The sequence below is a fragment of the Streptomyces showdoensis genome (assembly GCF_039535475.1).
GTDB lineage: Bacteria > Actinomycetota > Actinomycetes > Streptomycetales > Streptomycetaceae > Streptomyces > Streptomyces showdoensis.
Genome location: NZ_BAAAXG010000028.1, coordinates 81,647 through 107,244, shown reverse-complemented (window position 1 = coordinate 107,244; position 25,598 = coordinate 81,647). Strand labels below are relative to the sequence as shown.

Genomic DNA, 25,598 nt, shown 5'->3' with positions numbered 1-25,598 from the left:
GGGAGGGGGGTCGGGGTCCTCACGGCATCACCCCCGGCGCCGGGGCCGGGGCCGGGTCAGGGGTCCGGGCCCGGGGGCGGGCCTGTGTGTCGGCCTGGGGGTGGGCCCGGGCGGCGGTCGCGGGCGGCCGCTCCCCGGCCGAATCGGAGCGGATCCGTCCGTCCAGCACCTCCACCCGGCGCGGCAGGACCGCCGCGAGCCCCGGGTCGTGCGTGATGACCACGATCGTCGTCCCCCGCGCGTTCAGCTCCCGCAGCAGGTCGAGCACGCCCGCCCCCGCCGCCGAGTCCAGGTTGCCGGTCGGTTCGTCGGCGAGGATCACCGAAGGGCGGATCGCGACGGCCCGGGCGATCGCCGTCCGCTGCCGCTCGCCGCCCGACATCTCGTGCGGCCGGTGGTCGAGCCGGTGCCCCAGGCCCACCTGGCGCAGCGCGGCCACGGCGAGCGCCCGGCGCCGCCGGGCCGGGATGCCGTGGTAGAGCAGCCCCTCGGCGACGTTGTCGACGGCGCTGCGGCCGGGCGACAGGAAGAACTGCTGGAAGACGAAGCCGATCCAGCGCGCCCGCACCGCCGAGAGCCGGCGGTCGGTCAGCGTCGCCACGTCGTGGCCGCGCAGCAGCACCCGCCCCGCGCTCGGGGCGTCCAGCGTGCCCATCAGGTGCAGCATCGTCGACTTGCCCGACCCCGAACGGCCCACCACGGCCAGGAGTTCGCCCTCCCGGACGGTCAGGTCGACCCCGTGCAGGGCGCGGACGCCGCCGGGGTACGTCTTGGAGACCGCCTCCAGGGCGATCACGGGCTCGGCCGCGCCGGCCGCCCGGATGGCCGCGGACCCGGTCGCGCCGGCCGCCCCGATGGCCGCGGACCCGGCCGCGCCGCTCCTCACGTGCTCCGTCACGGCAGTGGCACCTCCACCCGCATTCCCTCCCGCAGTCCCGCGCCCGCGACCTCGACCCGTCCCTGTGCGAACACTCCCAGAGTCACCGGCACCAGCCGGCCCTCCGGGGTCTCCACCGCGTACCCGCCCTCCGCCAGGGCCAGCAGCGCCGGGACCGGGACGGCGAGCACGTCGTCGCGGCGCTCGCTCGTGAAGTCGACCTGGACCGGGGCGCCGTCCAGCGCCCCCGCGTCCGCGGGCTTCGACAGCGTCACCTCGACCGGCACGGTCGCCTCGCCCGCCGCGCCCTGCGACGCCTGCCGGTCCGGGCCGCCCGTCGCCGCGGCCCGGGCCACCGTGCCCACCCGGGAGACCTTGCCGTCCGTCGCCTTCCCGCCGGGCAGCCGTACGCGCACGGCGGCGCCGCCCCTGGCCAGTTGCTGGCGCCCGACCGGCATGTCCACCGTCACCACCCGCCGGGTGCCGGAGAGGCGGAGCAGCGGACCCTCGGCCGGGGCCCCGACGATGCCCGGGATCTCCGTCACCCGCACGGCGCCCGGCTCCACCAGCACGTCGCCGGGGGCCACCTTCCCGGTGCGCTCGCGGCCCCGGTCCTCCTGCCAGTCCCGTACCGCCTCCGCCGTGCCGGACGTGAAACGGGCGTCGTCGGCGAGCCCGTCCCCGTACCCGAGCGCCTTCAGGTTGCGCTTGACGACCCGTACGTCCGGGCCGTCGTCCACCCCCTCCTCCAGGGGGCGGTAGAGCGGGGTCGAGCCGTAGAACAGGGGCACGGCGACGCCGTCCACGGCGTACGCGCGCTGCCCGCGGGCGATCGTCACGCCGACGTCCGGCAGCCAGGTCACGATGCCGCCCGCCCGGGGCGCGGTCACCGTGTAGGCGCCGGCGTAGCCGAGCGTGCCGTCGATCCGCTCGCTCTGCACGAGGTCGGTGCGGACCACCGTCGCGGTGCCCGTGCGCGGTCCGGAGGCCGGGGCGGCCGGACCGTCCGTACGGGAGGACAGCACGACCGCGCCGGCCGCGACCGCGCCGAGGACCAGCACGGCGGCGCCGAGGAGGAACCCCCGGCGGCCCCGCCCGGGCCGCCGCGCCGCGCGCTCGTCGTGCTCGTCGTGGTCGCCATGGTCCCCGTGGTCCCGGTGGTCCCCGTGATTCCCGTGTTCCTCGTCGGCGGGGAGGGTCAGCGGCTCCTTCACCGGACCGACGCCCTGCACTCGGTGATCGCGGCCCGCGCCTTCGGGTCGTTCGCCGCGCCGCTCAGCTGCAGCGGCTTGCCCGGCTCCGGGTCCGCCACGTCGAGGCCATTCTCCCGCAGGCACCGGGCCAGCCGGACGGCCTTGTCCTGGGCCGTGGCGTCCGTCCCCTCCTTGCCCCCCGCGCCCAGCAGCCCCTGGCACTCGGCGAGCGCCTTCTGGGTCCGCCCGTCGCCCTTGGTGCCCGGCGGCAGCTGGACGTTCTCGTCGCCGGGGGCCGGGTCCGCCACCTGGATGCCGTGCTCGCGCATGCAGCCCGCGAAGGCCACGAGCTGGTCCTGCCGGCTGCCGCCGGGAGACGCGGAGGCGGAGGCCGACACCGACCTGGTCCCACCGCCGCTCGCCACCCCCGGGGTGTCGCCGCCCCCGCCGCCGCACCCCGTGGCCAGGGCCGCGAGGGCGGCCACCGCCAGGGCCCCGTGCCGGATCCGTCCCGTGATCGCCATGTGCGCTCCCTTCCTCGGTGCTCCGTGGTGACAGATGTACCGAGGGCGGGGTTGCCGGGCCGTCTCCGTACCCGCATACGGTGGCGAAACATCGCGACGGGTATCACGAAGTGCCGTACGGGCCGAGGGCCGTGGTCCGCGGGCCGAGGCGTGACGAGTGACGACGGAAGGACGCGCACATGCGGGTACTGGTGGCGGAGGACGAACGGATGCTCGCGGAGCTGGTCGCGGAGGGGCTGCGCGCCCACGGCATGGCCGTCGACGTGGCCCTCGACGGCGACGCGGCCCTCGAACGGCTCACCGTCAACGACTACGACGTCCTCGTCCTCGACCGCGACCTGCCCGGCACCCACGGGGACGAGGTCTGCCGCGAGGTCGTGGCCTCCGAGGCCCGCACCCGGATCCTCATGCTCACCGCGGCGGGCCAGACCACCGACCTCGTCGCCGGGTTCGCGCTCGGCGCCGACGACTACCTGTCCAAGCCCTTCGAGTACCCCGAACTCGTCGCCCGCGTGCAGGCCTTGGGGCGGCGCGCCACCCGCGCCCTGCCGCCCGTCCTCCAACGGGCCGGGATCACCCTCGACACCCCGCGCCGCCAGGCCTTCCGCGACGGACGCTATCTGCGGCTCTCGCCCAAGGAGTTCGCCGTCCTGGAGGTCCTGCTCGCCGCCGAAGGGGCCGTCGTCTCCACCGAGGAGCTCCTCGAACGCGCCTGGGACGAGAACGCGGACCCCTTCACCAGCGCCGTCCGCATCACCATGAGCAAGCTGCGCGCCAAGCTCGGCGAACCCCAGCTCATCGAGACGCTGCCCGGCAGCGGCTACCGGATCTGAGGGCCCCCGTGACCGCCCTCCGCGTCCCCCGGCCCGGCCAGCGCTCCCTGCGGCTGCGTCTCACCGCGCTCTACAGCGGACTCTTCTCCGTCACCGGGCTGCTCCTGCTCGGCCTCACCTACCTGCTCTTCCGCGAACGCCTCACCGGCACCACCGTCCTCGTGCTCCCCAAGGACGCCCCGTACGCCGACACCGCCCCCTCCCTGTCCAAGGCGCAGGTCGCCGCCCTCGCCCGGCGGCTCCGCGAGGACGCCCTCGACCAGCTGCTGATGATGTCGCTGCTCGCCCTGCTGGTCATGCTCGTCGTCTCCGTGGCGCTCGGCTGGCTCGTCGCGGGCCGCGCCCTGCGGCCCCTCCACACCATCGCCGCGACCGCGCAGCGGCTGTCCGCCGCCACCCTCCACGAGCGCATCGGGCTCACCGGGCCCGACGACGAGCTGAAGAACCTCGCCGACACCTTCGACGCCCTCCTCGACCGGCTCCACGCGGCCTTCGAGGCGCAGCGCCGCTTCGTCGCCAACGCCTCCCACGAGCTGCGCACCCCGCTCGCCGTGCAGCGGGCCGCGATCCAGATCCGGCTCGGCCGGGCCCGCCCGGAGGACCTGCCCCGCATCCAGGAGGAGCTGCTGGAGACCAACCGGCGCAGCGAACGGCTCATCGAGGGGCTGCTGACCCTGGCCACCAGCGACCGGGGGCTCGACCGGCGGGAGCCCGCCGACCTGGCGCGGATCGCCGCCGAGGCGGTCGGGCAGAGCCGTCCGGCGATCCATACGGCGGGGCTGCGGCTCGCCCTCGACCTGCGGCCGCTGCCGGTGACCGGGGACCCGGTCCTGCTGCACCAGCTCGTCGGCAACCTCGTGCAGAACGCCGTGCGCCACAACGTGCCCGGCGGGTCGGTCGAGGTCGCCACCGGGCCGGACGGGGCGCTCACCGTGCGCAACACCGGGCCGGTCGTGCCGGCGGGGGAGGCCGACAGCCTGCTCGAACCCTTCCGGCGGCTCTCCCGCAGCGGCGACGGCGTGGGCCTCGGCCTGTCCATCGTCCGCTCCATCGCCCTCGCGCACGGCGGCACGGTCGACCTCACCGCCCCGGCGGACGGCGGGCTGGTCGTCCGGGTCACGGTGCCGGCGTGACCGGGCCGACGGGAGCCCGGTCACGGGCCGTTTCACAGGCTTGGTCACGGGCCGTTTCACAGGCTTGGTCACGGGCCGGTTCACAGGCTTGGTCACGGACCGGGTCGCGGACCCGGTCACCGGCCCGGTCACGGGCCTGGTTACGGGCCTGGTTACGGGACGATCTTCCCCTTCGCCGCGAGCGCGGCCGCGATGGCGGCGGCCTTGGCCGCACCGGGGCCCGGTCCGGGGCCGGTTCCAGGGGCGGTTCCAGGAGCGGCGCCTGGCCCAGGTCCCGTGACGGGCACGGCGGCCCCCGCCCGCCCGGGCGCCGCGGCACCCGCCGGAGCGACGGCCCCGCCCGCCTCACCTGCCCCGCTCGCGCCGCTCGCCCCGCCCGCCCCGGGCGCGTCCGTGTACGCCGCCGCCTGGAGCGCGAAGAGGCGCGCGTACGAGCCGCCCAGTCGCATCAGCTCCTCGTGCGTACCCTGTTCGGTGGCCCGGCCGTCCTCGATCAGGACGATCAGGTCGGCCCGCCGCACGGTCGAGAAGCGGTGCGAGATGTAGACGGTGGTGCGGCCCGCGGCCAGTTCCCGCAGCCGGGCGAACAGTTCGTGCTCCGCCTCCGCGTCGAGCGCCGACGTCGGCTCGTCCAGGACGAGCAGCGCCCCGCGGCGCATGAACGCCCGCGCCAGCGCGACCTTCTGCCACTCGCCCCCGGACAGCTCGACCCCGGTGTCGAACCACTTGCCGAGCGCCGTCCCGTACCCCTGCGGCAGCCGCTCGACGAGCCCGGCGGCCCCGGCGCGCCCGGCCGCCTCGGCGATCCGCTCGGGGTCCTCGAGGCCGGGCAGGTCGCCGAGCCCGATGTTCTCGGCGACCGTGGCCTGGTAGGTGACGAAGTCCTGGAACATGGCCGCCACTTGGCGCCGCAGCGCCTCCGGGTCCAGCTCGCGGATGTCCGTGCCGTCCAGGAGGATGCGGCCGGAGTCCGGCTCGTACAGCCGGCAGAGCAGCTTGATCAGGGTGGACTTGCCGGCCCCGTTGCGGCCCACGACGGCGAGCGTGGCGCCGGCCGGGATCTCCAGGCAGACGTCGTCGAGGGCCGGCCGCTCGGCGCCCGGGTAGCGGAACGTGACGTGTTCCAGGACGAGATGGCCGCGCACCGGGCCCTCCAGCGGCCGGCCGCCCTCGGAACCGGTGCCGACGGCGAGGAGTTCGTACAGCTTCCGCAGGTAGAGATGGTGCTCGTACATGCCGGAGGCGCCGCCGAACACGCCCTGGACGGCGGTGGCCACGGCGGTCGCCGCCGAGGTGTAGAGGATGAGGTCGCCCAGGCTCAGCCGCCCGCGCACCGCCTGCAGCGCCACGTACAGGTACGTCAGCGCCCCGGCCAGCGTCGTCAGCAACGACCAGGCGTTGCCGACGAGGTGGCGGGCCGTCACCACGCCGCGCAGGCCGCGGTAGGCCGCCGCGCCGAGCAGCCGGAAGCGCTCGGTCAGGAACGGCGCGAGGCCGAAGACCTTGATCTCCTTCGCGTACGCGTCGGTCGACACCAGCCGCGACAGGTACTCCATCCGGCGCCGGATCGGCGAGGACCACAGCGTCACCTGGAAGCCGCGCATCCCGTACCGCGCGTCGGACACGAAGGCCGGGACGGGCGCGAGCAGCGCCACCACCGCGACCAGCGGCCCGAGCCCGAACAGCAGCCCCACCATGCTCGCGAAGGTCACCGTGTGCTGGAGCAGCGTGAACGCCCCGCCGATCATCATCACCGGCCGGGTCGACGCCTCCTGCTGGGCCTGGCGCAGCAGGTCGTACGAGGCGGAGTCCTCGAAGAACGACAGCGGCAGCCGGCCCGCGTGCTCCATCACCCGCACCTGCACGCTCTGCGTCGCCCGCTCCTGCAGCAGCTGCTGGGCGATGCTCCGCACCGCCGTCGCGAGCGCGCTGAGCGCGAACACCCCGCACTGCACGGCGGCCAGCGCCACCAGGGCCGTCACGGTCGTCGTCGCGGGCGGGTGCCAGGTGAATCCGGGGAGGTCCACGGCGAGCCCGATGCGGTCGGGGCGGCCCGAGCCGTGGAGCGCGGCGCCCCGGACCACCGTGTCGACGAGCAGCCGCGCCGTGATCGCGACCGCCGCCGGGACCAGCCCGACCAGGACCGTGGAGAGCGCGAGCGCCGTCGTGAGCCCCGGGCTCGCCGCCCACACCAGCGCCAGCACCCGGCCGAGCCCGGCCACCGTACGGGCCGTCGCGCGCCCCGCGCCCCGCAGCGCGGCCACCGGACCGCGCCGCCCGGACCCCTCCGGGCCGCCCGGGACGGGGAAGTCGACGGGGCCGGTCAGACCGCTGCCGCCACTGCTCGCCGCCTCCCGGGCCGTGAACACCATCTGCCGCATCAGCACTCCTCCCGCTCGCCCGCCGCATGGCCCCACACGACAGGACGTGCTCCATGACGAACACGCCGGACCTGCCCACCGCGACGAGCACGTCGAACGCGCCGGCCGCACCGCCCACTCCGGCCGCACCGCCCACTCCGGCGACGCCGTCCCCGGCGCCCCTCATCCCGCGATCCGTGCTCTTCGGCAACCCGCACCGCATGAGCCCCGCCCTCGCCCCCGACGGCGAGCGGCTGGCCTTCCTCGCGCCCGCCGCCTCCGGCGTCCTCAACGTGCACGCCGGGCCCTGGCGCGCGCGGGACTTCCGCCCCGTCACCGCCGACGCCGGCCGCGGCGTCCGCGCCTTCGCCTGGTCCGGCGACGGGCGGCACATCCTGTACGTCCAGGACCGGGACGGTGACGAGAACACCCACCTGTACGCCGTCGACCCCGCCGAGGGGCCCGGCTCGGCCCGCGACCTCACCCCCTACGAGGGGGTCCAGGCCAGGATCGTCTCCCTCGACCCGCGCCGCCCCGACCGGCTGCTCGTCGGGCTCAACCTGCGGGACCCGGCCGTGCACGACGCCTACCGGCTCGACCCGGCGACCGGGGAGCTCGAACTCGCCGCCGTCGACGAGGGCTTCAGCCGCTGGATCGCCGACGACCGGCTGCTCGTGCGCGGCGCGCTGCGGCCGCACCCGGACGGCTCCGTCAGCCTGCTCGTGCGGGACGGTGCGGCGGCGCCGTGGCGCGAGCTGCACCGGGCCGGGCCCGAGGACGCCCCGGCGCTGCGCCCGTTCGGCTTCACCACCGGCGGCCGGACGCTGCTGCTGCTCTCCTCCGAGGGCTCCGACACCGCCCGGCTGCTGCGCCTGGACACGGTGACCGGCGCGACGGAGGAGGTGTACGCGGACCCGGCGCACGACGTCGAGGGCGTCGGCGCCCACCCGGTCACCGGGGAGCCGCAGTTCGTCCTCGTCCGGCGCGCCCGCAACGACCTCGAACTCCTCGACCCGTCCCTCGCGGCGGACTTCGCGGCGCTGCGGGCCGCCGCCCCCGGCGACGTGAGCGTGCTGGGCCGCGACCGCGCCGACCGGCACTGGCTGGTCCAGCACAACACCGACGACGCGCCCGCCGGTTTCCGGGTGCTGCACCGGGGCGGGGCCGGCCGGGCGGCCCGCACCGAGTACCTGTTCAGCCATCTCCCGGCCCTGGAGGGGCGCCCGCTCGCCCGGGTCGAACCCTTCTCCTTCGCCGCCCGCGACGGGCTGCGCGTCCACGGCTACCTCACCTTCCCGCCGGGCGCGGGCCGCGACCGGCTGCCGACCGTCCTGAGCGTCCACGGCGGACCGTGGACCCGCGACCAGTGGGGCTTCCGCGCCGAGGCGCAATGGCTCGCCGACCGCGGCTACCTCTGCCTCCAGGTCAACTTCCGCGGCTCCACCGGCTACGGAAAGGAGTTCACCCGCGCCGGCGACCGCGAATGGGGCGGACGGATGCAGGACGACCTCCAGGACGCCGTCCGCCACGCCGTCGGCCTCGGGCACGCCGACCCGGACCGGGTCGCGATCTACGGCGGCTCCTACGGCGGCTACGCGGCGCTCGCCGGGGCGGCCTTCACGCCCGGCGACTACCGGTGCGCCGTCGCCGTCGCCGCTCCCTCCTCGCTGCTCACCTTCATCGAGTCCGTGCCCGCGACCTGGGGGCCGATGGCGGCGATGCTGCGCCGCCGGGTCGGCTCGCCGGAGACCGACGCGGAGTTCCTGCGCGCCCGCTCCCCGCTGTTCGCGGCCGACCGCATCCGGATCCCGCTGCTCATCGGCCAGGGGGCACGGGACCCACGGGTGCGGCGCGAGGAGTCGGAGCAGCTGGTCGCCGCGCTGCGCAGGAGCGGCGTTCCCCATGAGTACCTGCTCTTTCCCGACGAGGGGCACGGCTTCGTCCGGCCCCGCAACCGACTGGCGTTCCACGCGGCCGCCGAACGCTTCCTCGCGGAACACCTCGGCGGCCGGTACGAGGAGTAGGGGTCCGCGGCCGGGTCCGGGCCGAGGGCGTGGCCGGGTCCGGCCCGGCCGGGGCGGCCCGGACCCGGCCGGGCCGGACCCGGTCGGCTCACGCCAGGGTCAGCAGACCCTCCTGGACCAGCCGGCGGACCAGGACCAGGCGGCCCTCGACGTCGAGCCGGCCGGTGACGTCGCGGGCCGTGAACGGGGCCCGGGCGTCGAGCACGTACCGCAGCTCGGGCTCGATCCTGGCCGGCAGGCGCACCACCTTGCCGTGGAACTCCAGCTGGAGGCCCGTGTCCTCCGGCCGCAGCGACCACAGCAGCTCGGCCCGGCGCCGCACCCGGGTGTCGGGGCCGAGCGTGCGCAGCCCCTCCAGGTCGAGCAGGTGTCCGTCCAGGACCGGACGGCGGCCCACCAGGGCCCGGCTGGCGGCCCGTTCGACGAGGTCGGCGGGGTCGACGGAGCCGGCGACCGAGGCCAGCAGCTCCGCGAGGGTCGCGGCGGCCCCGGCCCGGAGCTCCGGGTCGAGCGCGAAGCCCGGCGGCAGGGCGGCCCGGTAGCGGGGGTCGCCCTCGATGGCCCGGTCCAGGGCGTCCTTGAGCACCGTCGACCAGAGCACCGGCAGCACGCCGAGCGTGATGTGCAGCGAGGCCTCGTCGTTGGAGGTGGCGTCGTGCACGGTGCCGCGCGGCATGTACATCAGGTCGCCGGGCCGCAGGTCGAACTCGCGGACCGGGGCGCCGGGGCCGTCCTTCGGCCTGCGGTACGGCTGGTTGGCCAGCGGCAGTTCGTCCGGCGACTCGTACAGCCGCCAGTGCTTCGACCCCCACACCTGGAGCACGAAGACGTCGTGGGTGTCGTAGTGGCTGGTGAGGCCCTGGGCGCCGGCCGGGGTCAGATAGGCGTTCGCCTGAAACCCGGCGCTGAACTCGCCCGACAGTGTGCGGCACAGTCGGCCGAGCGGCTCCCAGCGCTCGTGCAGGAACTTGAAGACGACGGTCGAGCCGCGCCGGTAGAGGTCGTAGAGGACTTCGAGTCCATTGCTCGGACCGCCGGGTCCCGACGCGGCCATTTCGACGAGCGGAATCTCCTGCCCGTTCACCACGACCTTGAGTTCGGAGGAACGGACGCTGGAAGTCGAAAGAATATGGTCGACATCGCGGAAACTCAGTGAAGCCGCGTAATGGTCGGGATTCTCCCGGTGGACGACCAGGGGTTCCCGTTCCCAGTAGGAGCGCTTGAACTCGTCGGGGGTCACGGGGGACAGGAGGCTGCTGAGGCCGAGCGAAGGCTGCGCCTGGGGCGCAGCCTTCCACCCGCCGTGGGTCACGGCCATGCGGTCAGATCACCGGGTCCGACGGGTCGTTGTCGGCGATCACGAAGACCGGGTCGGTCGGGTCGTTGTCCGAGATCACGAAGTCGGGCGTCGCGATCGGGGACGGCGAGACCTCGATCTCGTCCGGCCGCAGCGAATTGCGCTCTTCCATGTTCCCTCCCGTTTCCTGGTGTTTCAGGAACTCCGTACGACGGTGCGGAGCGGCACCGATACTCGTCAGCGGCGCGGAGCGGTGTCAACGCTGCAAGGTTTAATGTCCAATTACCTTCCCGGGGGTTTTGGAGGGGGTCCCGTGTCAGGAGTTCCACGACATTCCTGACATGGTTCCGGCGGAACGGAGACATCGCTGAAACGTGCCGTGGTCTACACCGTTAGACGGGAGTCGGACCGGAGCGCTCCGACGCGAGGGAGGGGGATCGGTGACCCGACACGTGAGCGCGGCACAGCGCCACCGGGCCGTGCGGGAGGTGCTCGCCGGGCGGCCCGTCGCCGAGGTCGCGCGCCGCCACGGCGTCTCGCGCCAGACGCTCTACGCCTGGCGGAAGCGGTACGCGGCGCACGGCGAGGGCGGTCTGGCGGACCGGTCCCGGCGCCCGCACGAGAGCCCGGCGCGGATCCCGCCCGCGGTGGAGGCGCTGATCTGTTCGCTGCGCGAACGGCACCCGGACTGGGGTGCGGGACGGCTGCGCGGGGCCCTCGACCGGCTGGGTGTGCCGGACGCGCCCTCGCGGACCACGATCCACCGGGTGCTGGTCCGCAACCGGCTCCTCGTCCGCCCGGACCCGGCGGCCGGCGAGGAGCTCGGCGGGCTGATCGCGGCGGCCCGCGAGGCCCTGCGGCAGCTGGGCGCGGCCCTGGACGGGCTGGAGGCGGAGGCGGCGGGGGAGCCGGAGGAGGGCGTGGGCGAAGGGGAGGCGGTGCGGCTCGGGAGGGAGCCCGGGGCGACGCTCGGGAAGGAGCTCGCGGCGGCGCCCGGGAGGGAGCTCGCGGCGGCGCCCGGGAGGGAGCCCGGGGCGGCGCCCTCCCGTCCTTCCGTGCCCTCGGTGCCTCCTGCGCCTTCCGGTGAGGAGGCCGGGGGAGGGGGGACCGGGGGAGGGGAGGAGCCCGGTGCCGGGCCCTGCGGGACCTGCGCGGTGTGCACCCCGCCGGTACGGCTCTTCGAGCGGGGCCCGGTGCCGCCGCCCGCGTCAACCATCTCCCGGTACGGTACCCTCATCCCCACCCCGCGCGAAGTCGGCCGCAGGGCGGGCCCGTTGACCGAAACCGCACGGTGCGCGTCCGACGGCTGAGATCCGCCGGGCGCGTCCGTGCGGGCCGGGGTCAGGCTCCGGAGGGGGCCGGCTGGAGGAGGTCCCAGCGGTTGCCGTACAGGTCCTCGAAGACGGCGACCGAACCGTACGGTTCGTGGCGCGGGGCTTCCAGGAAGCGGACGCCGGCGGCGGTCATCCGGGCGTGGTCGCGCGCGAAGTCGTCGGTGTGGAGGAAGAAGCCGACCCGGCCGCCGGTCTGGGCGCCGACGGCCGCCGCCTGGGCCTCGTCCTTGGCACGGGCGAGCAGCAGGCCGGTGCCGTGGGCGCCGCGCGGGCGGACGACGACCCAGCGGGTGCCGTCGCCGCGGTCGGTGTCCTCGGCGAGGTCGAAGCCGAGGGCGCGGGTGTAGAAGTCGACGGCCTCGTCGTAGTCGCGGACGACGAGGGTGACCAGTGCGAGGGCGGGCAGGGCGGGGGGCAGGTCGCTCATGAGGGAAACGTAATACGTATGACGTCGCCGACGCCAACGGACGCGCGGTGCGACAATGCCCCGCATGGACACGACGGGACTGGAGACGGGACTGGAGACGGGACTGGACCGGCTCGTCGAGCGGGCCGCGGCGCTCGCCGACGCCGGAGGACGGCGGGTGCTCGGGATCGCCGGGCCGCCCGGCGCCGGCAAGTCGACCCTCGCCGCCCGGCTGGCCGCCCGGCTCGACGGGCGGGCCGTCCTCGTGCCCATGGACGGCTTCCACCTGGCCCAGGCCGAACTGGAGCGGCTGGGGCGGGCCGGCCGCAAGGGCGCCCCGGACACCTTCGACGCCGCCGGGTACGTCGCCCTGCTCGCCCGGCTGCGCGCCGCCGAGCCCGGCACCACCGTCTACGCGCCCGCCTTCGACCGCTCCCTGGAGGAGCCCGTCGCCGGCTCGACGGCGGTGCCGCCCGAGGTCCCGCTGGTGATCACCGAGGGGAACTACCTCCTGCACGACGAGGGCCCCTGGGCCGCCGTGCTCCCGCTCCTCGACGAGGCCTGGTACCTCGACCTCGACGCCGGCCGCCGGGTCCCCCGGCTCGTCGCCCGCCACGTCCGCTTCGGCAAGGACGAGGAGCACGCCCGCCGTTGGGTGGCCGACTCCGACGAGGCCAACGCCCGCCTCGTGGAACGCGGGAGGGGGCGGGCGCACCTGGTGGTGCGGGGGGAGTGAAGGCCTGCGCCGGGTGGGCGCGTACGGTGACCCCATGACCCACGCGCCGGCGCTCCTCGTCATCGACATGCAGAACGCCCTCGCCGAGATCGCGCACCGCGCCCCCGAGACCATCGCCGTGATCGCGGGGCTGCGGGCCCGGGCCCGCGCCGCCGGGGTGCCCGTCGTCACCGTGCAGCACCACGGACCGGCCGGCGGCGAGCTGGCGCCCGGCAGCGACGGCTGGCGGATCGTCCCCGAACTGGCCCCGGAGGACGGCGAGTCCGTCATCGCCAAGACCAGTGCCGACGGCTTCCTCGACACGGAGCTCGACGCCGCCCTCGCCGCCCTCGGCGTCACCGAGCTCCTCGTCACCGGCTTCGCCACCGAGATCTGCGTCGACACCACGGCCCGGCAGGCCCTCAGCCGCCGCTACGACCTCGTCCTCGTCGCCGACGGGCACACGACCTCGGTGCGCGGCGCCGACGGGCCGTACGCCGAGCCCGACCGGTCCGTCGCCCACCACAACGAGATCTTCCGGCACCTCGACTTCCCCGGCCGCAGCATCCGCGTGCTGCCCGCGGCCGAGGTCGACTTCGGCGCCCCCGTACCCGCGTCCGCCCCCGCCGGAGCGCGCTAGCGCGCCGCGCGCACCCCGGCCGCCCGGGCGAGCGCCCGCACCACCGGGTGCGGCCTGCTGCCGTCGCCCGCCAGCTCCGGCTGGAACAGGGTCGCCAGGAAGAAGGGGTGGCCGGGCAGCTCCGCGATCCGGATCTGCCCCTCGTCGTCCGCGCCGGTGAACCGCATCCCGTGCCGCTCCAGCGTGTCCAGGTGGCGGCCGTCCGGGCCGTACGCGCAGTGGTAGCGCTCGGTGGTCCGCTCCGCGCCGAACACCGACTCCGCGAGCGAGCCGGGCGTCACCCGCACCGCGCCCTCGTGGCCGATGAGCGAGCAGGCGAGCGGGGCGAGCAGCAGGTCCTCCGGGTCCGCCCCGGGGTCGTTCTCGGCGTGCGCGGCCCGCTCCAGACCGCACACGTTGCGCGCGAACTCGACCAGCGCGTGCTGGAATCCGGCGCAGGTCCCGAGGAACGGGATGCCCTCCTCGCGCGCCGTGCGGATCGCCGCGAGCGCCCCGGCCTCGCTCGCGTACGGGCTGCCCGGCAGCAGCCACACCGCGTCGAAGCCGCTCACCGCGCCGGGCTCCACCGCGTCGCCGGACGGGATCCAGTACGCGTCGAGGACGAGCCCGTCCCGCTCGGCCAGCGCGTCGAGCAGCAGCGGGACGCGGACGTGGGACTTCACGTGCGGGGAGCGGTCCCCGACCAGGGCGATCCGGGGGGTCCGGGAGGCTCCGGCGGGGCGGGCGGGCGGCAGGGTGCCGGTGGCGGCTGAGATGGAGTTCATGGCCACCATGCTCGGCGCCCGCTCACGTTCACGTCCAACGATGATTCCTGCACTCTCCATCACGATCACTGATCTCGCGGTCGGTAGGCTGACGCCATGACGACCAGCAGCGACACCGGGGACTGGGAGCGCCGCGTCGACGCCCTCTGGGCCGCGCTCGACACGTACGAGGATCCCGCCGCCTTCCGCGCCCGGATCGCCGAACTCGCCGACGAGCGCCCGGCCGACGACCCCGCCGCCCTCTTCGAGCGCGGCGCCGCCCACGACTCCACCGGGCTCCCGGAGGAGGCCGTGGGCCTCTACCGCCGGGCGCTCGACGGCGGCCTCACGGGGCTGCGGCGGCGCCGGGCCGTCGTCCAGCTCGCCAGCAGCCTGCGCAACCTCGGCCGTCCCGACCTGAGCGTCGAACTCCTCACCGAGGAACGGGCGATCCCCGCCGAGCGGCTCGACGCCGACGAGACCGCCCTGGCCGGCGCCGTCGACGCGTTCCTCGCGCTCGCCCTCGCCGACACCGGCCGCGACCGCGAGGCCGCCTCCCTCGCGCTCGGCGCCCTGGCCCCGCTGCTGCCCCGCTACAACCGCTCCCTCGCGCACTACGCCCGGGCGCTGCTGCGCGCCGAGCCCGACGCCTCCTGACCCGAGCCGCCCCCCATGGACCCCCACCTCCTGCGCACGTACCTCACCGTCGCCCGGCTCGCCTCCTTCTCGGAGGCGGCCCGGACGCTGGGCTACACCCAGTCCGCCGTCTCCCAGCACATCGCCGCGCTCGAAGCGGACCTCGGCCTCCCGCTGCTCACCCGCAGGCCCGTCGGCCCGACCCCGGCCGGTGAACGGCTCCTGGAGCACGCGGGCTCGCTGCTGCTGCGGCTCGACGCGGCCCGGGCCGACCTCGCGCGGTTCGCCGCCGCGCCCCGCGAGACGCTCACCCTCGTCGCCGCCCCGCTGGCCCTGTCGCCGCACGCCCTCGCCGCGCTGCCGGCCACCGGGGTCACCCTGCGGACGCTGCCCCGCGACGAGGTGCCGGCCGCCGTCGCCACCGGGGACGCCGACCTCGGGCTCGTCGACGGCATCGCCGCCCCCAGCGACCCGCTGCGGCTCCCCGACGTCGCCCCGTACACCGCCCGGCGGGTCGCCGAGGAGCCGCTCGCCGTCGTCCTGCCCGCCGGCCACCCGCTCGCCGGGCGCCCCGGGCTCCGGCTCGCCGATCTCGTCGACGCCCGCTGGCTCGACGCCCCCGGGGCGGCCTTCCCGCTCGACCGGCTGCGCGCCGCCCACGCCGGGCCCGCGGGCCACGGCTTCCGGCCCGCCCTGCGCTACGAGGGCACCGACGCCCGGACCGTCGCCGCCCTGGCGGCCGCCGGCCACGGGCTGGCCCTGCTGCCCTTCTCGGCGGCCGCCGGGATCCCGGGCGCCGCCGCCGTGCCGCTCACCGCGCCGCGGCTGGTCCACCGCACCGAGCTCCTGCGTCCGAACGGTGAACCCACGGGCCTCGCCGCCGAGTTGATCGCCCGACTCGGTGCCCCGCCCCCGGCCACTCGCTAGTCTGACCCGAACGGGTACGGACGACGAGAGGCGGGCGGACGTGGGGTGGTTCCGGCGAGGGCCCAGGAGGGACGACGAGGACGCCCCCAGGGACCCGGGCTTCTCGTACTTCTCCGAGCGCGAGGCCGCCCTCTTCCGCGGCCGGGTCCGCGAGGCCTTCGCGGAACTCGGGCTCGAAGTGACCGTGTACGCCGACGCCGTGACCGACGACTCCGGGCGCCGCTTCGGCCTCGGCACCCTCGCCGCCGTCTGCCACCAGGACCCCCGCGGCACCCCCGTCTGGCCCGAGCTGGTCCGCCGCCACGTGCGGCTGTGGGTGCGCGCCCTGGACGGGCCCTCCGCCCTCGACACCCTGCCGCCCGAGCAGATCCGCGCCCAGCTCTACCCGCGGGTGGTCAGCGGCGAGGGCATCGACCCCGGCACCTTCGGCTACGCCCGTACGGTCGCCCCCGGCCTGTACGAGGTGCTGGCCCTCGACCTGCCGGAGAGCGTGATGACGCTCACCGATGAGGCCCTCGAACGCCTCGGCGACCCCGCGCGGCTGCGCGAGCGGGCCCTCCACAACCTGCGCGACCTGCCGGTGGAGGGGCACGAGACCGTCAAGGACACCGACGGCATGCGCTTCGAGGTCATCCTCGGCGACTCCTTCTACACGGCCAGCCGGGTGCTCGACCTCGACGCCGTCGTCCGCCGGGTCACCGGCCGGGCGCTCGGCGAGGACGGCGCGCTGGTCGCGCTGCCCTTCCGGCACCAGCTCGCCTTCCACCCCATCCGCGACACCAGCATCGTGCCCGCGCTCGGCGCGATGGCCTCCTTCGCCGCCTCCGGCTACGAGGACACGCCGGGCGCCATCAGCCCGTACGTCTTCTGGTGGCGGGCCGGGACGCTCACCCAGCTCAGCGAGCACGCCGAGGAGGACGGCCAGCTGCGGATCGTCGTCGGCGACGACTTCCAGGAACTCCTGGAACGGCTCATCGTGCGGGGCCCCGGACGGTCCGGCGAGCGCGGCTGACCGGTCGCGCCCGCCGCCCGGGCCGGGCAGGATGCTGTACGTCGAGGAGGAGATCCCCCATGTCCGAGAGCACCGCACCCGCCCCCTTCACCGCCGAGGACTACCGGGCCCGGATGGCCCGCGCCGCCGACTCCGCCGCCGAGGCGGGACTCGCCGGCGTGCTCGTCGCACCCGGCCCCGACCTGGTCTACCTGACCGGCTACCAGCCCACCGCGATCACCGAGCGCCTCACCGTCCTCGTCATCGCCCCCGGCCAGGACCCCGTGCTCGTCGTCCCCACCCTGGAGGCCCCGGACGCGGAGAAGGCCGTCGGCGCCCCCGCGCTCACCCTGCGGGACTGGACCGACGGCAAGGACCCGTACGCGGTCACCGCGCCGCTGCTCGACGTCGAGGGCCGCTTCGGCGTCAGCGACAACGCCTGGGCCATGCACCTGCTCGGCCTCCAGCAGACGCTGCCCACCACCTCGTACGTGTCGCTCACCGAGGCCCTGCCGATGCTGCGGGCGGTCAAGGACGAGCACGAACTGGCCCGGATCGCCGCCGCCGGGGCCGCCGCCGACCGGGCGTACGGGGAGATCCTCAAGGTCCGCTTCGCCGGCCGGAAGGAGACCGAGGTGGCCGCCGACCTGGCCCGGCTGCTCATCGAGTTCGGCCACTCCCAGGTCGACTTCACCGTCGTCGGCTCCGGCCCCAACGGCGCCAACCCGCACCACGAGGCCGGTGACCGGACCATCGAGCGCGGCGACATGGTCGTCCTCGACTTCGGCGGTCTCAAGCACGGCTACGGCTCCGACACCACCCGCACCGTGCACGTCGGCGAGCCCACCGACGAGGAGCGGCGCGTCCACGACCTCGTACGGGAGGCCCAGCAGGCCGGGTTCGAGGCGGTCCGCCCCGGGATCGCCTGCCAGGACGTGGACCGGGCCGCCCGCAAGGTCATCACGGACGCCGGCTACGGCGAGTACTTCATCCACCGCACCGGTCACGGCATCGGCGTCACCACCCACGAGCCGCCCTACATGATCGAGGGCGAACAGCGCCCGGTCGTCCCCGGCATGTGCTTCTCCATCGAGCCGGGCGTCTACCTGCCGGGCCGCTTCGGCGTGCGCATCGAGGACATCGTGACCCTCACGGCAGACGGCTCCGGCCACCGCTTCAACAACACGCCGCGGGAGATGGCGATCGTCGAGTAGGCGCCCGCCGCGTTGCACGGCCTTCCGCGCTGCGTGGTGGCGAGCCCGCTCGCCGTGGAGGTCATGCCCTCCTGGCGGCGCCGCCCTCAGCCGTCCGTCAGGATCACCGCCGACTCCGCCGGCAGCCGCAGCAGGCCGTCGCGGCCGGGGGGCTCCGTGCGGTCCCAGGCGGCGAGGACCCGGTCGCGGCCGTTGGAGCCGAGTGGGATCTCGGCCGGCCCCCGCGCCAGGTTGACCGCCACCCGGACGTCACCGCGCCGGAACACCAGCCAGCGGGCCTCCTCGTCGTACGCCACCCTCACCCCGGCCAGGTCGGGGTCGGTGAGGTCCGGGAGGGTGCGGCGGAGCGCGATCAGCTCGCGGTACCAGGCGAGCAGCCGTTTGTGCGGGTCGCGTTCGCGCTCGGTGCGGTCCAGGACCGAGCGGTCGCGGGTGGTGGGGTCCTGCGGGTCGGGGACGTCCTCCTCCGCCCAGCCGTGCGCCGCGAACTCCCTGCGCCGGCCGCGCCGGACGGCCTCCGCGAGCTCGGGGTCGGTGTGGTCCGTGAAGTACATCCAGGGCGTCCGCGCCCCCCACTCCTCGCCCATGAACAGCATCGGCACCGAGGGGCCGGTCAGGACGAGGGCGGCCGCGCAGGCGAGCAGGCCGGGGGAGAGGGTGGCCGAAAGGCGGTCGCCGGTCGCCCGGTTGCCGATCTGGTCGTGGGTCTGGGCGTAGCCGAGGAAGCGGTGCGCGGGGGTCCGCTCGCGGTCCACCGGGCGCCCGTGGTGGCGGCCACGGAAGCTGGAGTAGGTGCCGTCGTGGAAGAAGACCCGGGTGAGGGTCTTGGCGAGCGCGGCGAGCGGGGCGCGCGCGAAGTCCGCGTAGTAGCCCTGCGACTCGCCGGTCAGGGCGGTGTGCAGGGCGTGGTGGAAGTCGTCGTTCCACTGCGCGTGGACGCCGAGGCCGCCGTTCGCGCGGGGGGTCGTGGTGTGCGGGTCGCCCGCGTCGGACTCGGCGATCAGGAAGTGCTGTCGGCCCTGCTCCCTGGCGAGCTCGTCGACGGCCGCCGACAGCTCCTCCAGGAAGGTCAGCGCCCGGGTGTCGGCGAGGGCGTGCACCGCGTCGAGCCGCAGCCCGTCGATCCGGTAGTCGCGCAGCCAGGCGAGCGCGCTGCCCAGGAAGTACGCCCGGACCTCGTCCGAGCCGGGCGCGTCCAGGTTGACCGCCGCGCCCCACGGGGTGTGGTGGGCGTCGGTGAAGTACGGGCCGAAGGACGGCAGGTGGTTGCCGTCCGGGCCCAGGTGGTTGTGCACCACGTCGAGGACCACGCCCAGGCCGAGGCCGTGGGCCGTGTCCACGAAGCGCTTGAGCGCCTCGGGTCCGCCGTACGGCTCGTGGACCGCCCACGGCGCCACCCCGTCGTACCCCCAGCCGCGCACCCCGGGGAACGGGCACAGCGGCATCAGCTCCACATGGGTGATGCCGAGCCCGGCGAGCTCCCCGAGCCGCTCCGCCGCCGAGTCGAGGGTGCCCTCGGGGGTGAAGGTGCCGACGTGCAGCTCGTACAGGACGCCGCTGCGCATCCGCAGCCGGGGGGCGGCGTTCCGCCAGGTGTACGCGTCGTGGTCGACGACCGCGGCGAGACCGTCCGGGCCGTCGGGCAGGCGCCGGGCCCGGGGGTCCGGCAGCAGGGGGCCGTCGTCGAGGGAGAAGCCGTAGCGGGCGCCGTCCGCCGCGGGGGCGACGCCGGTCCACCAGCCCGGGCGCTCGGCGTCCCGCTCCAGCGGGTGGCCATTGCCGTCGAGCTCCAGCGTCACCCGGTCACGGGCGTGCGGCGCCCACACCTCGAACAGCACGGGACGGTCCCCTCGTCGACTGGTCAACGGCTACGGGACCATCCTGGCAGCCGGAGGCACGCCCCGCCCGACGCATCGGCGATCTTGCGTCAGTGCTGCGGCGGGGCGTCCCACACGTAGTTGACCGCGCGCTCGAAGGTCACGTACCCCGCGCGGGCGAAGGACTTCGCCATGGGGACGTTGCCCAGGTCGGTGGCGGCCCGGATGGTGGGCACGCCCTCGGCGGCGAGGATCCGGGTCCCCTCGGCGAGGATCTCGTCGATGTGGCCGTGGCCGCGATGGGCCGGCAGAACACCCAGGTACGCGATGATCGGGTGGTAGTTGTTGCGCGCGGGGACGACGAAGCCGACCGGCTCCCCGGTCCCCGGCAGCTCCGCGATCCGCCACCAGTCACGGGGCGTCGAGAAGTGCGCGAGCTCCTCGTCGTAGTGCAGCTCGGCCGCCTCGCGCGGCGAGAGGCCGCTCGCGAGGTCCGCCTGCCCGTGCGCGTCGAGGGTGCCCTCCATGACCGGGGCCATCAGCGCGAGCAGGTCCTCGCGGTCCCGGACCGGGCGGAACACCAGCCGTCCGGCCGGCTCCGGCACGGGCCCGCCCGCCCGCCACTCCAGGCGCAGCCGCTCCACCAGCGGCCGGGCTCCCGAGGCCGTCAGCACGCCGAAGAGCGTCTCCAGCGCCGCGCGGGTCTCCGGGACCTCGCGCCAGTCCGCCGGTATGAACCGGCCGAACTCGGGGCGGGCCGCGCCCGCCGGGACGACGGCGGCGGTCGCCGTCTCCAGGAGGCGCAGGCCGACCGCCGCCGCCTCGTCCGCCGGGAGCGCCGGGTCCAGGTCGAAGAAGTCGAGCGCCTGCGGGCCGGCGCCCTCCTGCCCGGTCCACCACGAGATCCGTCCGAGCAGACGGTCGCCGCGCAGCGCCACCCACATCCAGTCGGGGCGGCGGCGGCCGGTGGCCAGGTCCTCGGCGAGCTCGTGGTCGAGCACGTAGTCGAGACGCTGGAAGAGGTCGAGCTCGTCGGGTCCGGCGAGCGGTCGGACGACAACAGTCATGTACGGGGGTCCCCCTGGTAGTCGAATCGGCAGACCGTATCAGCGCAGGTGGGCGGGGCGCCTCCGAGAATTCGGGGCCCTTCTGGACACCCCGGGGCCGTCCGTCCGACAATCACAGGGTGACGACACCCTTCGAGCTCCCGGCCAATCCGCCGGCCGGTCCGCCGGACGCCCCCCGGCTCACCGACGCCGAGCGCGACCGCGCGCTCGCGGTGCTCCGCGAGGGTGCCGCCCAGGGGCGTCTGTCGCACGACACCTTCGTGTTCCGCATGGAGCGGGCGCTCGCCGCCCGGCACTCCGACGAACTCGCCCTGCTCACCGCGGACCTGACGAGCGAGTCGCCCTGGACCCGGCGGGTGGTGGGCGTGGTCGAGAGGATGTCCGCGTTCACCGTGAGCATCCGCCGCGCCTGGCGGGCCGAGCGGCTGCCCAAGCTGCTCCTGCCCCTCCCGGGACCGCAGCCGCTGCGGATCGGACGCGACCCGGTGAACGGGCTGCGGCTCAGCCACGAGACGGTCTCCCGCCTGCACGCCGAACTGTCCCTGCAGGGCGGTCTGTGGGTGCTGCGCGACCTCGGCTCCACCAACGGCACCACGGTCAACGGGCGCCGGGTGACGGGCGCGGTCGTGGTGCGGGCCGGGGACATGGTGGGCTTCGGCCAGATGAACTTCCGGCTCTCGCCGAACTGACGCACCGACACCTCCACGTATCACCCGATCGGCGGTATACCTGCTGCGACCGGGTCTGCCCGGTGATGGGCTGGGGAGACGCGCGCCGCTGACCGACGAGGGGGCGAGATGAGCGACGAGCCGAACCACCCGCACGCACCGTGGCGGGACCACTGGGCCGCACTGCCGACGATGACACCCGCCAGACGCGGGGCCGCCGTCGGTGCCGGGGACCACGCGGTCCGCCGGATCGCACCCAGCCCGCTGGAGCCGGGCGCCACCCGCGACCCGTACCGCACCTACCGGGTGCTGCGGGAGGAGTTCCCGCTCACCCACGACCCGCTGCTGCGGGCCTGGGTGCTCAGCCGGTACGCCGACGTGGCGAGCGCCCTCACCGACGCCCGCTTCACCCACGGGCACCGGCCCGGCGACCCGCCCTGCGCCGAGACCCACGGCGCGCCCGACGCGGCCGCCGGGGCCGAGCTGCGGGCCGCCACCGAACGCACCGCGTTCGTCCTCGCCCGCCGGATCGCCGCCCGCCCGCAGGCCGACCTGGTCGCCGACTTCTGCCACTGGCTGCCCGCCGGAACCGTGGCCGCCGCCGTCGGCGTGCCGTACCGGGACATGATGCGGCTGGTCCGTGGCCGGGCCGCGTCCGCGCTCGTCGGGCAGTGCACCGGCCAGATCGCCGTGCGGGAGAAGGCCCTGGCCGCCTTCCTCGCCGCCGTCCTCAGCGACCCCGACCAGGTCGAGGCGCTCCGGGACGCCCCCTCGGGCCTGGTCGCCCGCGCCTGGACGGAGTCGCTGCGCCGCGACCCGCCGGTCCAGATCGTGATGCGCCGCACTCGCGGCGAGGTGCGCACCGGATCGGGGGTGCTGCCCGCCGGCGCCCAGGTCGCCCTCCTGATCGGCGCCGCGGGCCGCGACCCGGAACGCTTCCGCGAACCGGACCGCTTCGACCCGCTCCGCGACGACCCGGGCCAGCTGACCTACGGATCCGGCCTCTGCCCCGCCGTCGACCTGGCCGCCCTGGAGGCCGAGTACGCCCTGCGCGCCCTCTTCCAGGCCATGCCCCGCCTCCGCCTCGCGGACGGCTTCCGCCCGGAGTGGACCGGCGTCATCACCCGTGCCCCGCGGAGCATCGTGGTCCGGCCGGGCGGCTAGCTCGTGTCCGGAGGGTAGCGCCGTCCGCCCGCAGGCGAGCCGGGCGGGACCTTCCGGACACGCACTAGGACGCCACCGGCGTGGTGGCCGCGGCAGGAGCCGGCCACCACGCCGAACCGAGCAGGAGCGCCCCCGGCAGGATCCCGGCGACCGTCGCGGTCGCGGCCGTGGACGCTCCCGAGGCGGCGAGGGCCAGGCCGGCCGCACCGCAGGCCGCCAGCCCCGCGCCCAGGACGTGCAGCCGCGGCCGTCGCCAGGCGGCCGCGAGTCCGAAGAAGTGCACGCCCACCACGAAGGCGATCCAGCCCACGACGGCGTGCGGGGCGTGCAGGACCCGGCTGATCACGACCAGACCGGCCACCAGGGCGAGCGCCTCGGCCGCCACCACGTACCAGTAGCCGCGGCCGAACCCGGCGCCGCCGCCCGCGGGGCGGGCCGTGTCCCCGGAAGCGCCACGCCGTCCCCCGAACACCACCAGGGCGACGAACGCGGCCCCGGCGAGCCCCCGCAGCGGTGCGCCGATCCGGGTGGGCAGGGCGCCCGCGTTCGCCTGGACGAAGAACAGCCCGAAGGAGGCGCCGATGATCCGGCCGGTTCGATCCCTATTCATGATCATCAGTATTACTCCGCCCGCACCAGCAGCCCCACGGGCCTCCCTTCGAACAGAGACGCCAGCTTCACGGGGGTCTCCGCCCCGCCCGTGAACTCCCGCACCCCGTCCAGGAGGTCGCGCCAGCGGCCCTCCGGGAGCGTCAGGGTCGTGTCCTGCCAGCCGCCCGCCTCGGTGAGGCGCAGCGACAGCCGGGTGACGGCGGTCAGGACGTGGCCGGAACGGGTGAAGGCGAGGCAGTGCGGGGCGGCCGGGCCCGTGGCCGTCACCGGCTGGTACGTGGAGAGCGGGCCGAACAGGCCGGGGCGGGCGCGCCGCAGGCCGAGCGCGGCGCGGACCAGGGCCGTCTTGTCGTCGTCCGGCCCCGGCGCGAAGGGCGCCCGGTTGTCCGGGTCGACCAGGGCCGCGTACGCCCGCTCCGTGCCCTGGTAGAGCTCCGGCACCCCCGGCATCGTCAGGTGGACCAGCGTCGAGCCGAGGATCTGCGCGCGGATGTGGGGCTCCAGCGCGAGCGCCGCGGGCGAGGCGGTGCGCAGCGGGATCCGGCCCGGCCCCGCCGCCACGAAGTCGGCGACCGCCCGCTCGTACGCCTCGTCCGGCTCGGTCCAGCTGGTGTGGAGCCCGGCCTCCCGCACGGACTTCAGGACCGCGGGGACCAGCCGCGCCGCGTCCGGGGCGCCGAAGCCGAAGGCGGTCTGCCAGGCGGTCCAGGCCAGATGGGGGTCGGGCGCGGGCACCCCGGAGGCCTCCTCCAGGAGCTCGGCCCAGCGCTGCGGGCACTGGGCGAGGACCGCGATCCCGGCCCGTACGTCCGCGCTGCGCTTGGTGTCGTGGGTGGTCAGGACCGTGCCCGTGCCCGGCCAGTCGCGCGCGATGCGGGCGCAGTGGGCGTGGAACTCCTCCGGGAGGACCGCGGGGCGGCCCGGGTCGCCGCCGACCTCGTTGGCCGAGAGCAGCGGCGTGTAGCGGTAGAAGGCGGTGTCCTCGACCGACTTGGCCCGCAGCGCCGAGGAGGTCTGCGCGAACCGGGCCCGGAACGCCCGCCGGTCGGGCCCGTCGCCGAGCGTCCCGAGCGCCAGGTCCCGCACGGTGTCCACCGCCGTCGCCTCCTCCGGCACCGCGAACGCCGCCTTCGCGCCGCGCGCCGCCTCGGGGGTGAGCACCCGCTCGCCGCCGCTGCGGTACGTCCGGTACACCGGCACCCGGACCAGGAGTTCGCGCACCGCCGTGTGCAGCGCCCAGGGCGCGTGGTCGCGCAGGCTCGGGTCGGCGGCGCAGATCCGGCCGGCGAGCCGGGTCAGCGCCGCCGTCTCCGCGGCCAGTTCATGGGTGACGACCTTGTACGCGGCGCGCCGCGCGGTCGCCTCCCAGTAGCCGCCCCGGTCCCCGGCCCGTCCCACGAACTCGCGGTAGACGTCGGCCAGTTCGTCGGTGCCCAGCGGGTCGGTGAACAGCCCGTCCAGGTACCGCAGCGCGTCGTAGCCGGTGGTGCCGGCCACCGGCCAGGACGCGGGGAGCGGTTCGGTCCCGGTGAGGATCTTCTCCACCACCGTCCAGCACCGCCCGCCCGTCGCCGCGTCGAGGCGCTCCAGGTAGCCCTCCGGGTCGGCGAGCCCGTCCGGGTGGTCGACGCGCAGCCCGTCGACCACGCCGTCCGCGACGAGTTCGAGGATCTTGGCATGGGTGGCGTCGAAGACCCCTGGGTCCTCTACGCGCACCCCGATCAGCTCGGAGATGGTGAAGAAGCGGCGGTAGTTGAGCTCGGTGCGGGCCAGCCGCCACCAGCCGAGGCGGTACCACTGGGCGTCGAGCAGCGCGTCGAGCGGCAGCCCCTCGGTACCCGGCCGCAGCGGGAACTCCTGCCCGTCCAGGGACAGTACGCCGTCCGCGACCCGCATCCGGTCCCGTACCTCCGGGAGCCGGGCGGGCAGCACCGGCAGCAGCATCCGCCCCTCGCCCGCCTCCCAGTCGATGTCGAACCAGCGGGCGTACGGGGAGTCCGGGCCGTCCCGGAGCACCTCCCGCAGGGCGTGGTTGTGCCGGGGCGAGGCCGCCATGTGGTTGGGCACCAGGTCGAGCACCAGGCCGAGGCCGTGCCCCCGGGCCGTCGCGGCGAGTGCCCGCAGCCCCGCCTCGCCGCCGAGTTCGGCCCGTACGGCACGGTGGTCGGTCACGTCGTAGCCGTGCGTCGAACCGGGCACGGCCTCCAGGACCGGCGAGAGGTGGAGGTGCGAGACCCCGAGACCGGCCAGGTAGGGCACGGCGCGCTCGGCGGCGGCGAAGGGGAAGTCCGGCTGCAGTTGGAGGCGGTACGTGGCGGTGGGCAGCGTCCGCTCAGACGAGGGGAGTCCGGGCCGGACCGGCGAAGAGGACGTCATGCGAACGTACGTACCCGGCCGGGAGGCTTCTGTGTCATCGACGCATG

At 75.7% G+C, this 25,598-nt stretch carries 24 protein-coding genes; 12 read left to right on the top strand and 12 right to left on the bottom strand.

Features of this window, described 5'->3' with window-relative positions:
* Positions 1-19 precede the first annotated feature (19 nt).
* Genes ABD981_RS35290 through ABD981_RS35280 form a run of 3 tightly spaced genes read right to left on the bottom strand, consistent with a single transcriptional unit; the run spans position 20 to position 2,594 of the window.
* Positions 20-898, bottom strand: a complete 879-nt coding sequence (locus ABD981_RS35290) for an ABC transporter ATP-binding protein (protein ID WP_123954547.1) — start codon at positions 896-898, stop codon at positions 20-22.
* Complete coding sequence (locus ABD981_RS35285; RefSeq protein WP_240495262.1) at positions 895-2,091, bottom strand: peptidoglycan-binding protein; 1,197 nt, start codon at positions 2,089-2,091, stop codon at positions 895-897. Before ABD981_RS35285 ends, ABD981_RS35290 begins: the two co-directional genes overlap by 4 nt.
* Positions 2,088-2,594, bottom strand: a complete 507-nt coding sequence (locus ABD981_RS35280) for a hypothetical protein (protein WP_123954548.1) — start codon at positions 2,592-2,594, stop codon at positions 2,088-2,090. Before ABD981_RS35280 ends, ABD981_RS35285 begins: the two co-directional genes overlap by 4 nt.
* Before the next feature lie 179 nt (positions 2,595-2,773).
* Here ABD981_RS35280 and ABD981_RS35275 point away from each other — a divergent pair, with 179 nt between their 5' ends.
* Together ABD981_RS35275 and ABD981_RS35270 are read left to right on the top strand one after the other, a co-directional pair.
* On the top strand, positions 2,774-3,427 hold the full coding sequence (locus tag ABD981_RS35275) for a response regulator transcription factor (RefSeq protein WP_046908345.1): 654 nt from the start codon (positions 2,774-2,776) through the stop codon (positions 3,425-3,427).
* 8 nt (positions 3,428-3,435) lie between these two features.
* Complete coding sequence (locus tag ABD981_RS35270; protein ID WP_046908346.1) at positions 3,436-4,560, top strand: sensor histidine kinase; 1,125 nt, start codon at positions 3,436-3,438, stop codon at positions 4,558-4,560.
* Positions 4,561-4,712: 152 nt separating this feature from the next.
* On the opposite strand, the gene ABD981_RS35265 is transcribed toward ABD981_RS35270, so the two are convergent.
* Positions 4,713-6,941, bottom strand: coding sequence for an ABC transporter ATP-binding protein (locus tag ABD981_RS35265; RefSeq protein ID WP_123954549.1), 2,229 nt, complete (start codon positions 6,939-6,941; stop codon positions 4,713-4,715).
* Positions 6,942-6,994: 53 nt separating this feature from the next.
* On the opposite strand from ABD981_RS35265, the gene ABD981_RS35260 reads away from it, so the two are divergent.
* Positions 6,995-8,944 carry a S9 family peptidase gene (locus ABD981_RS35260; RefSeq protein WP_123954550.1) on the top strand — a complete coding sequence of 650 codons (1,950 nt, stop codon included), beginning with the start codon at positions 6,995-6,997 and terminating at the stop codon, positions 8,942-8,944.
* A gap of 88 nt (positions 8,945-9,032) precedes the next feature.
* Here ABD981_RS35260 and ABD981_RS35255 read toward each other — a convergent pair whose 3' ends face one another.
* The gene (locus tag ABD981_RS35255; RefSeq protein WP_046908347.1) at positions 9,033-10,262 is read right to left on the bottom strand and encodes a cupin domain-containing protein; all 1,230 of its coding nucleotides are present in this window, start codon (positions 10,260-10,262) and stop codon (positions 9,033-9,035) included.
* Between the two features lie 4 nt (positions 10,263-10,266).
* A complete protein-coding gene (locus ABD981_RS35250; protein WP_165590942.1) occupies positions 10,267-10,413 on the bottom strand; it encodes a hypothetical protein in 147 nt (48 codons plus the stop codon).
* Positions 10,414-10,681: 268 nt separating this feature from the next.
* On the opposite strand from ABD981_RS35250, the gene ABD981_RS35245 reads away from it, so the two are divergent.
* Positions 10,682-11,551, top strand: coding sequence for a helix-turn-helix domain-containing protein (locus tag ABD981_RS35245; RefSeq protein WP_165590943.1), 870 nt, complete (start codon positions 10,682-10,684; stop codon positions 11,549-11,551).
* A gap of 31 nt (positions 11,552-11,582) precedes the next feature.
* Here the strand turns inward: ABD981_RS35245 and ABD981_RS35240 are convergent, their stop codons facing one another.
* On the bottom strand, positions 11,583-11,981 hold the full coding sequence (locus ABD981_RS35240; RefSeq protein WP_123954564.1) for a VOC family protein: 399 nt from the start codon (positions 11,979-11,981) through the stop codon (positions 11,583-11,585).
* Between the two features lie 76 nt (positions 11,982-12,057).
* Between ABD981_RS35240 and ABD981_RS35235 the strand changes: the two genes are divergently transcribed.
* Together ABD981_RS35235 and ABD981_RS35230 are read left to right on the top strand one after the other, a co-directional pair.
* Positions 12,058-12,717 carry a nucleoside/nucleotide kinase family protein gene (locus tag ABD981_RS35235; RefSeq protein ID WP_123954552.1) on the top strand — a complete coding sequence of 220 codons (660 nt, stop codon included), beginning with the start codon at positions 12,058-12,060 and terminating at the stop codon, positions 12,715-12,717.
* Between the two features lie 34 nt (positions 12,718-12,751).
* The gene (locus ABD981_RS35230; protein ID WP_046908414.1) at positions 12,752-13,336 is read left to right on the top strand and encodes an isochorismatase family protein; all 585 of its coding nucleotides are present in this window, start codon (positions 12,752-12,754) and stop codon (positions 13,334-13,336) included.
* Here ABD981_RS35230 and ABD981_RS35225 read toward each other — a convergent pair.
* On the bottom strand, positions 13,333-14,100 hold the full coding sequence (locus tag ABD981_RS35225; RefSeq protein WP_046908415.1) for a CTP synthase C-terminal region-related (seleno)protein: 768 nt from the start codon (positions 14,098-14,100) through the stop codon (positions 13,333-13,335). The two genes, ABD981_RS35230 and ABD981_RS35225, sit on opposite strands and share 4 nt — an antisense overlap.
* 96 nt (positions 14,101-14,196) lie before the next feature.
* Between ABD981_RS35225 and ABD981_RS35220 the strand changes: the two genes are divergently transcribed.
* Genes ABD981_RS35220 through ABD981_RS35205 form a run of 4 tightly spaced genes read left to right on the top strand, consistent with a single transcriptional unit; the run spans position 14,197 to position 17,847 of the window.
* Entirely contained in the window at positions 14,197-14,736 is a 540-nt protein-coding gene (locus ABD981_RS35220) for a tetratricopeptide repeat protein (protein ID WP_046908349.1), read from the top strand.
* Between the two features lie 15 nt (positions 14,737-14,751).
* Entirely contained in the window at positions 14,752-15,642 is an 891-nt protein-coding gene (locus tag ABD981_RS35215; protein ID WP_046908350.1) for a LysR family transcriptional regulator, read from the top strand.
* A gap of 40 nt (positions 15,643-15,682) precedes the next feature.
* Positions 15,683-16,654, top strand: a complete 972-nt coding sequence (locus tag ABD981_RS35210; RefSeq protein WP_046908351.1) for a DUF1444 domain-containing protein — start codon at positions 15,683-15,685, stop codon at positions 16,652-16,654.
* Between the two features lie 59 nt (positions 16,655-16,713).
* Entirely contained in the window at positions 16,714-17,847 is a 1,134-nt protein-coding gene (locus ABD981_RS35205; protein ID WP_046908352.1) for an aminopeptidase P family protein, read from the top strand.
* Between the two features lie 86 nt (positions 17,848-17,933).
* Here ABD981_RS35205 and treZ read toward each other — a convergent pair whose 3' ends face one another.
* Together treZ and ABD981_RS35195 are read right to left on the bottom strand one after the other, a co-directional pair.
* Positions 17,934-19,685: a malto-oligosyltrehalose trehalohydrolase gene (treZ, locus tag ABD981_RS35200; protein ID WP_046908353.1), complete on the bottom strand. Its 1,752-nt coding sequence runs from the start codon at positions 19,683-19,685 to the stop codon at positions 17,934-17,936.
* Positions 19,686-19,774: 89 nt separating this feature from the next.
* A complete protein-coding gene (locus ABD981_RS35195) occupies positions 19,775-20,731 on the bottom strand; it encodes a GNAT family N-acetyltransferase (RefSeq protein ID WP_046908354.1) in 957 nt (318 codons plus the stop codon).
* 119 nt (positions 20,732-20,850) lie between these two features.
* Here ABD981_RS35195 and ABD981_RS35190 point away from each other — a divergent pair, with 119 nt between their 5' ends.
* Entirely contained in the window at positions 20,851-21,420 is a 570-nt protein-coding gene (locus tag ABD981_RS35190) for an FHA domain-containing protein (protein WP_046908355.1), read from the top strand.
* Between the two features lie 108 nt (positions 21,421-21,528).
* Entirely contained in the window at positions 21,529-22,563 is a 1,035-nt protein-coding gene (locus ABD981_RS35185) for a cytochrome P450 (protein ID WP_123954553.1), read from the top strand.
* Positions 22,564-22,627: 64 nt separating this feature from the next.
* Here the strand turns inward: ABD981_RS35185 and ABD981_RS35180 are convergent, their stop codons facing one another.
* Entirely contained in the window at positions 22,628-23,173 is a 546-nt protein-coding gene (locus ABD981_RS35180) for a hypothetical protein (RefSeq protein WP_240495264.1), read from the bottom strand.
* Between the two features lie 11 nt (positions 23,174-23,184).
* Positions 23,185-25,551, bottom strand: coding sequence for a malto-oligosyltrehalose synthase (gene treY, locus ABD981_RS35175; protein WP_046908357.1), 2,367 nt, complete (start codon positions 25,549-25,551; stop codon positions 23,185-23,187).
* Between the last annotated feature and the right edge of the window lie 47 nt (positions 25,552-25,598).

Excerpts from the sequence above, each read along its gene's own strand:
- ABD981_RS35215 (WP_046908350.1), top strand. The coding sequence starts at position 14,752 with ATGGACCCCCACCTCCTGCGCACGTACCTCACCGTCGCCCGGCTCGCC.
- treY (WP_046908357.1), bottom strand. The coding sequence starts at position 25,551 with ATGACGTCCTCTTCGCCGGTCCGGCCCGGACTCCCCTCGTCTGAGCGG.
- ABD981_RS35230 (WP_046908414.1), top strand. The coding sequence starts at position 12,752 with ATGACCCACGCGCCGGCGCTCCTCGTCATCGACATGCAGAACGCCCTC.
- ABD981_RS35275 (WP_046908345.1), top strand. The coding sequence starts at position 2,774 with ATGCGGGTACTGGTGGCGGAGGACGAACGGATGCTCGCGGAGCTGGTC.
- ABD981_RS35250 (WP_165590942.1), bottom strand. The coding sequence starts at position 10,413 with ATGGAAGAGCGCAATTCGCTGCGGCCGGACGAGATCGAGGTCTCGCCG.
- ABD981_RS35220 (WP_046908349.1), top strand. The coding sequence starts at position 14,197 with ATGACGACCAGCAGCGACACCGGGGACTGGGAGCGCCGCGTCGACGCC.
- ABD981_RS35235 (WP_123954552.1), top strand. The coding sequence starts at position 12,058 with ATGCCCCGCATGGACACGACGGGACTGGAGACGGGACTGGAGACGGGA.
- ABD981_RS35195 (WP_046908354.1), bottom strand. The coding sequence starts at position 20,731 with ATGACTGTTGTCGTCCGACCGCTCGCCGGACCCGACGAGCTCGACCTC.
- ABD981_RS35280 (WP_123954548.1), bottom strand. The coding sequence starts at position 2,594 with ATGGCGATCACGGGACGGATCCGGCACGGGGCCCTGGCGGTGGCCGCC.
- ABD981_RS35255 (WP_046908347.1), bottom strand. The coding sequence starts at position 10,262 with ATGGCCGTGACCCACGGCGGGTGGAAGGCTGCGCCCCAGGCGCAGCCT.
- ABD981_RS35205 (WP_046908352.1), top strand. The coding sequence starts at position 16,714 with ATGTCCGAGAGCACCGCACCCGCCCCCTTCACCGCCGAGGACTACCGG.
- ABD981_RS35265 (WP_123954549.1), bottom strand. The coding sequence starts at position 6,941 with ATGCGGCAGATGGTGTTCACGGCCCGGGAGGCGGCGAGCAGTGGCGGC.
- ABD981_RS35225 (WP_046908415.1), bottom strand. The coding sequence starts at position 14,100 with ATGAACTCCATCTCAGCCGCCACCGGCACCCTGCCGCCCGCCCGCCCC.
- ABD981_RS35260 (WP_123954550.1), top strand. The coding sequence starts at position 6,995 with ATGACGAACACGCCGGACCTGCCCACCGCGACGAGCACGTCGAACGCG.
- ABD981_RS35185 (WP_123954553.1), top strand. The coding sequence starts at position 21,529 with ATGAGCGACGAGCCGAACCACCCGCACGCACCGTGGCGGGACCACTGG.
- ABD981_RS35180 (WP_240495264.1), bottom strand. The coding sequence starts at position 23,173 with ATGAATAGGGATCGAACCGGCCGGATCATCGGCGCCTCCTTCGGGCTG.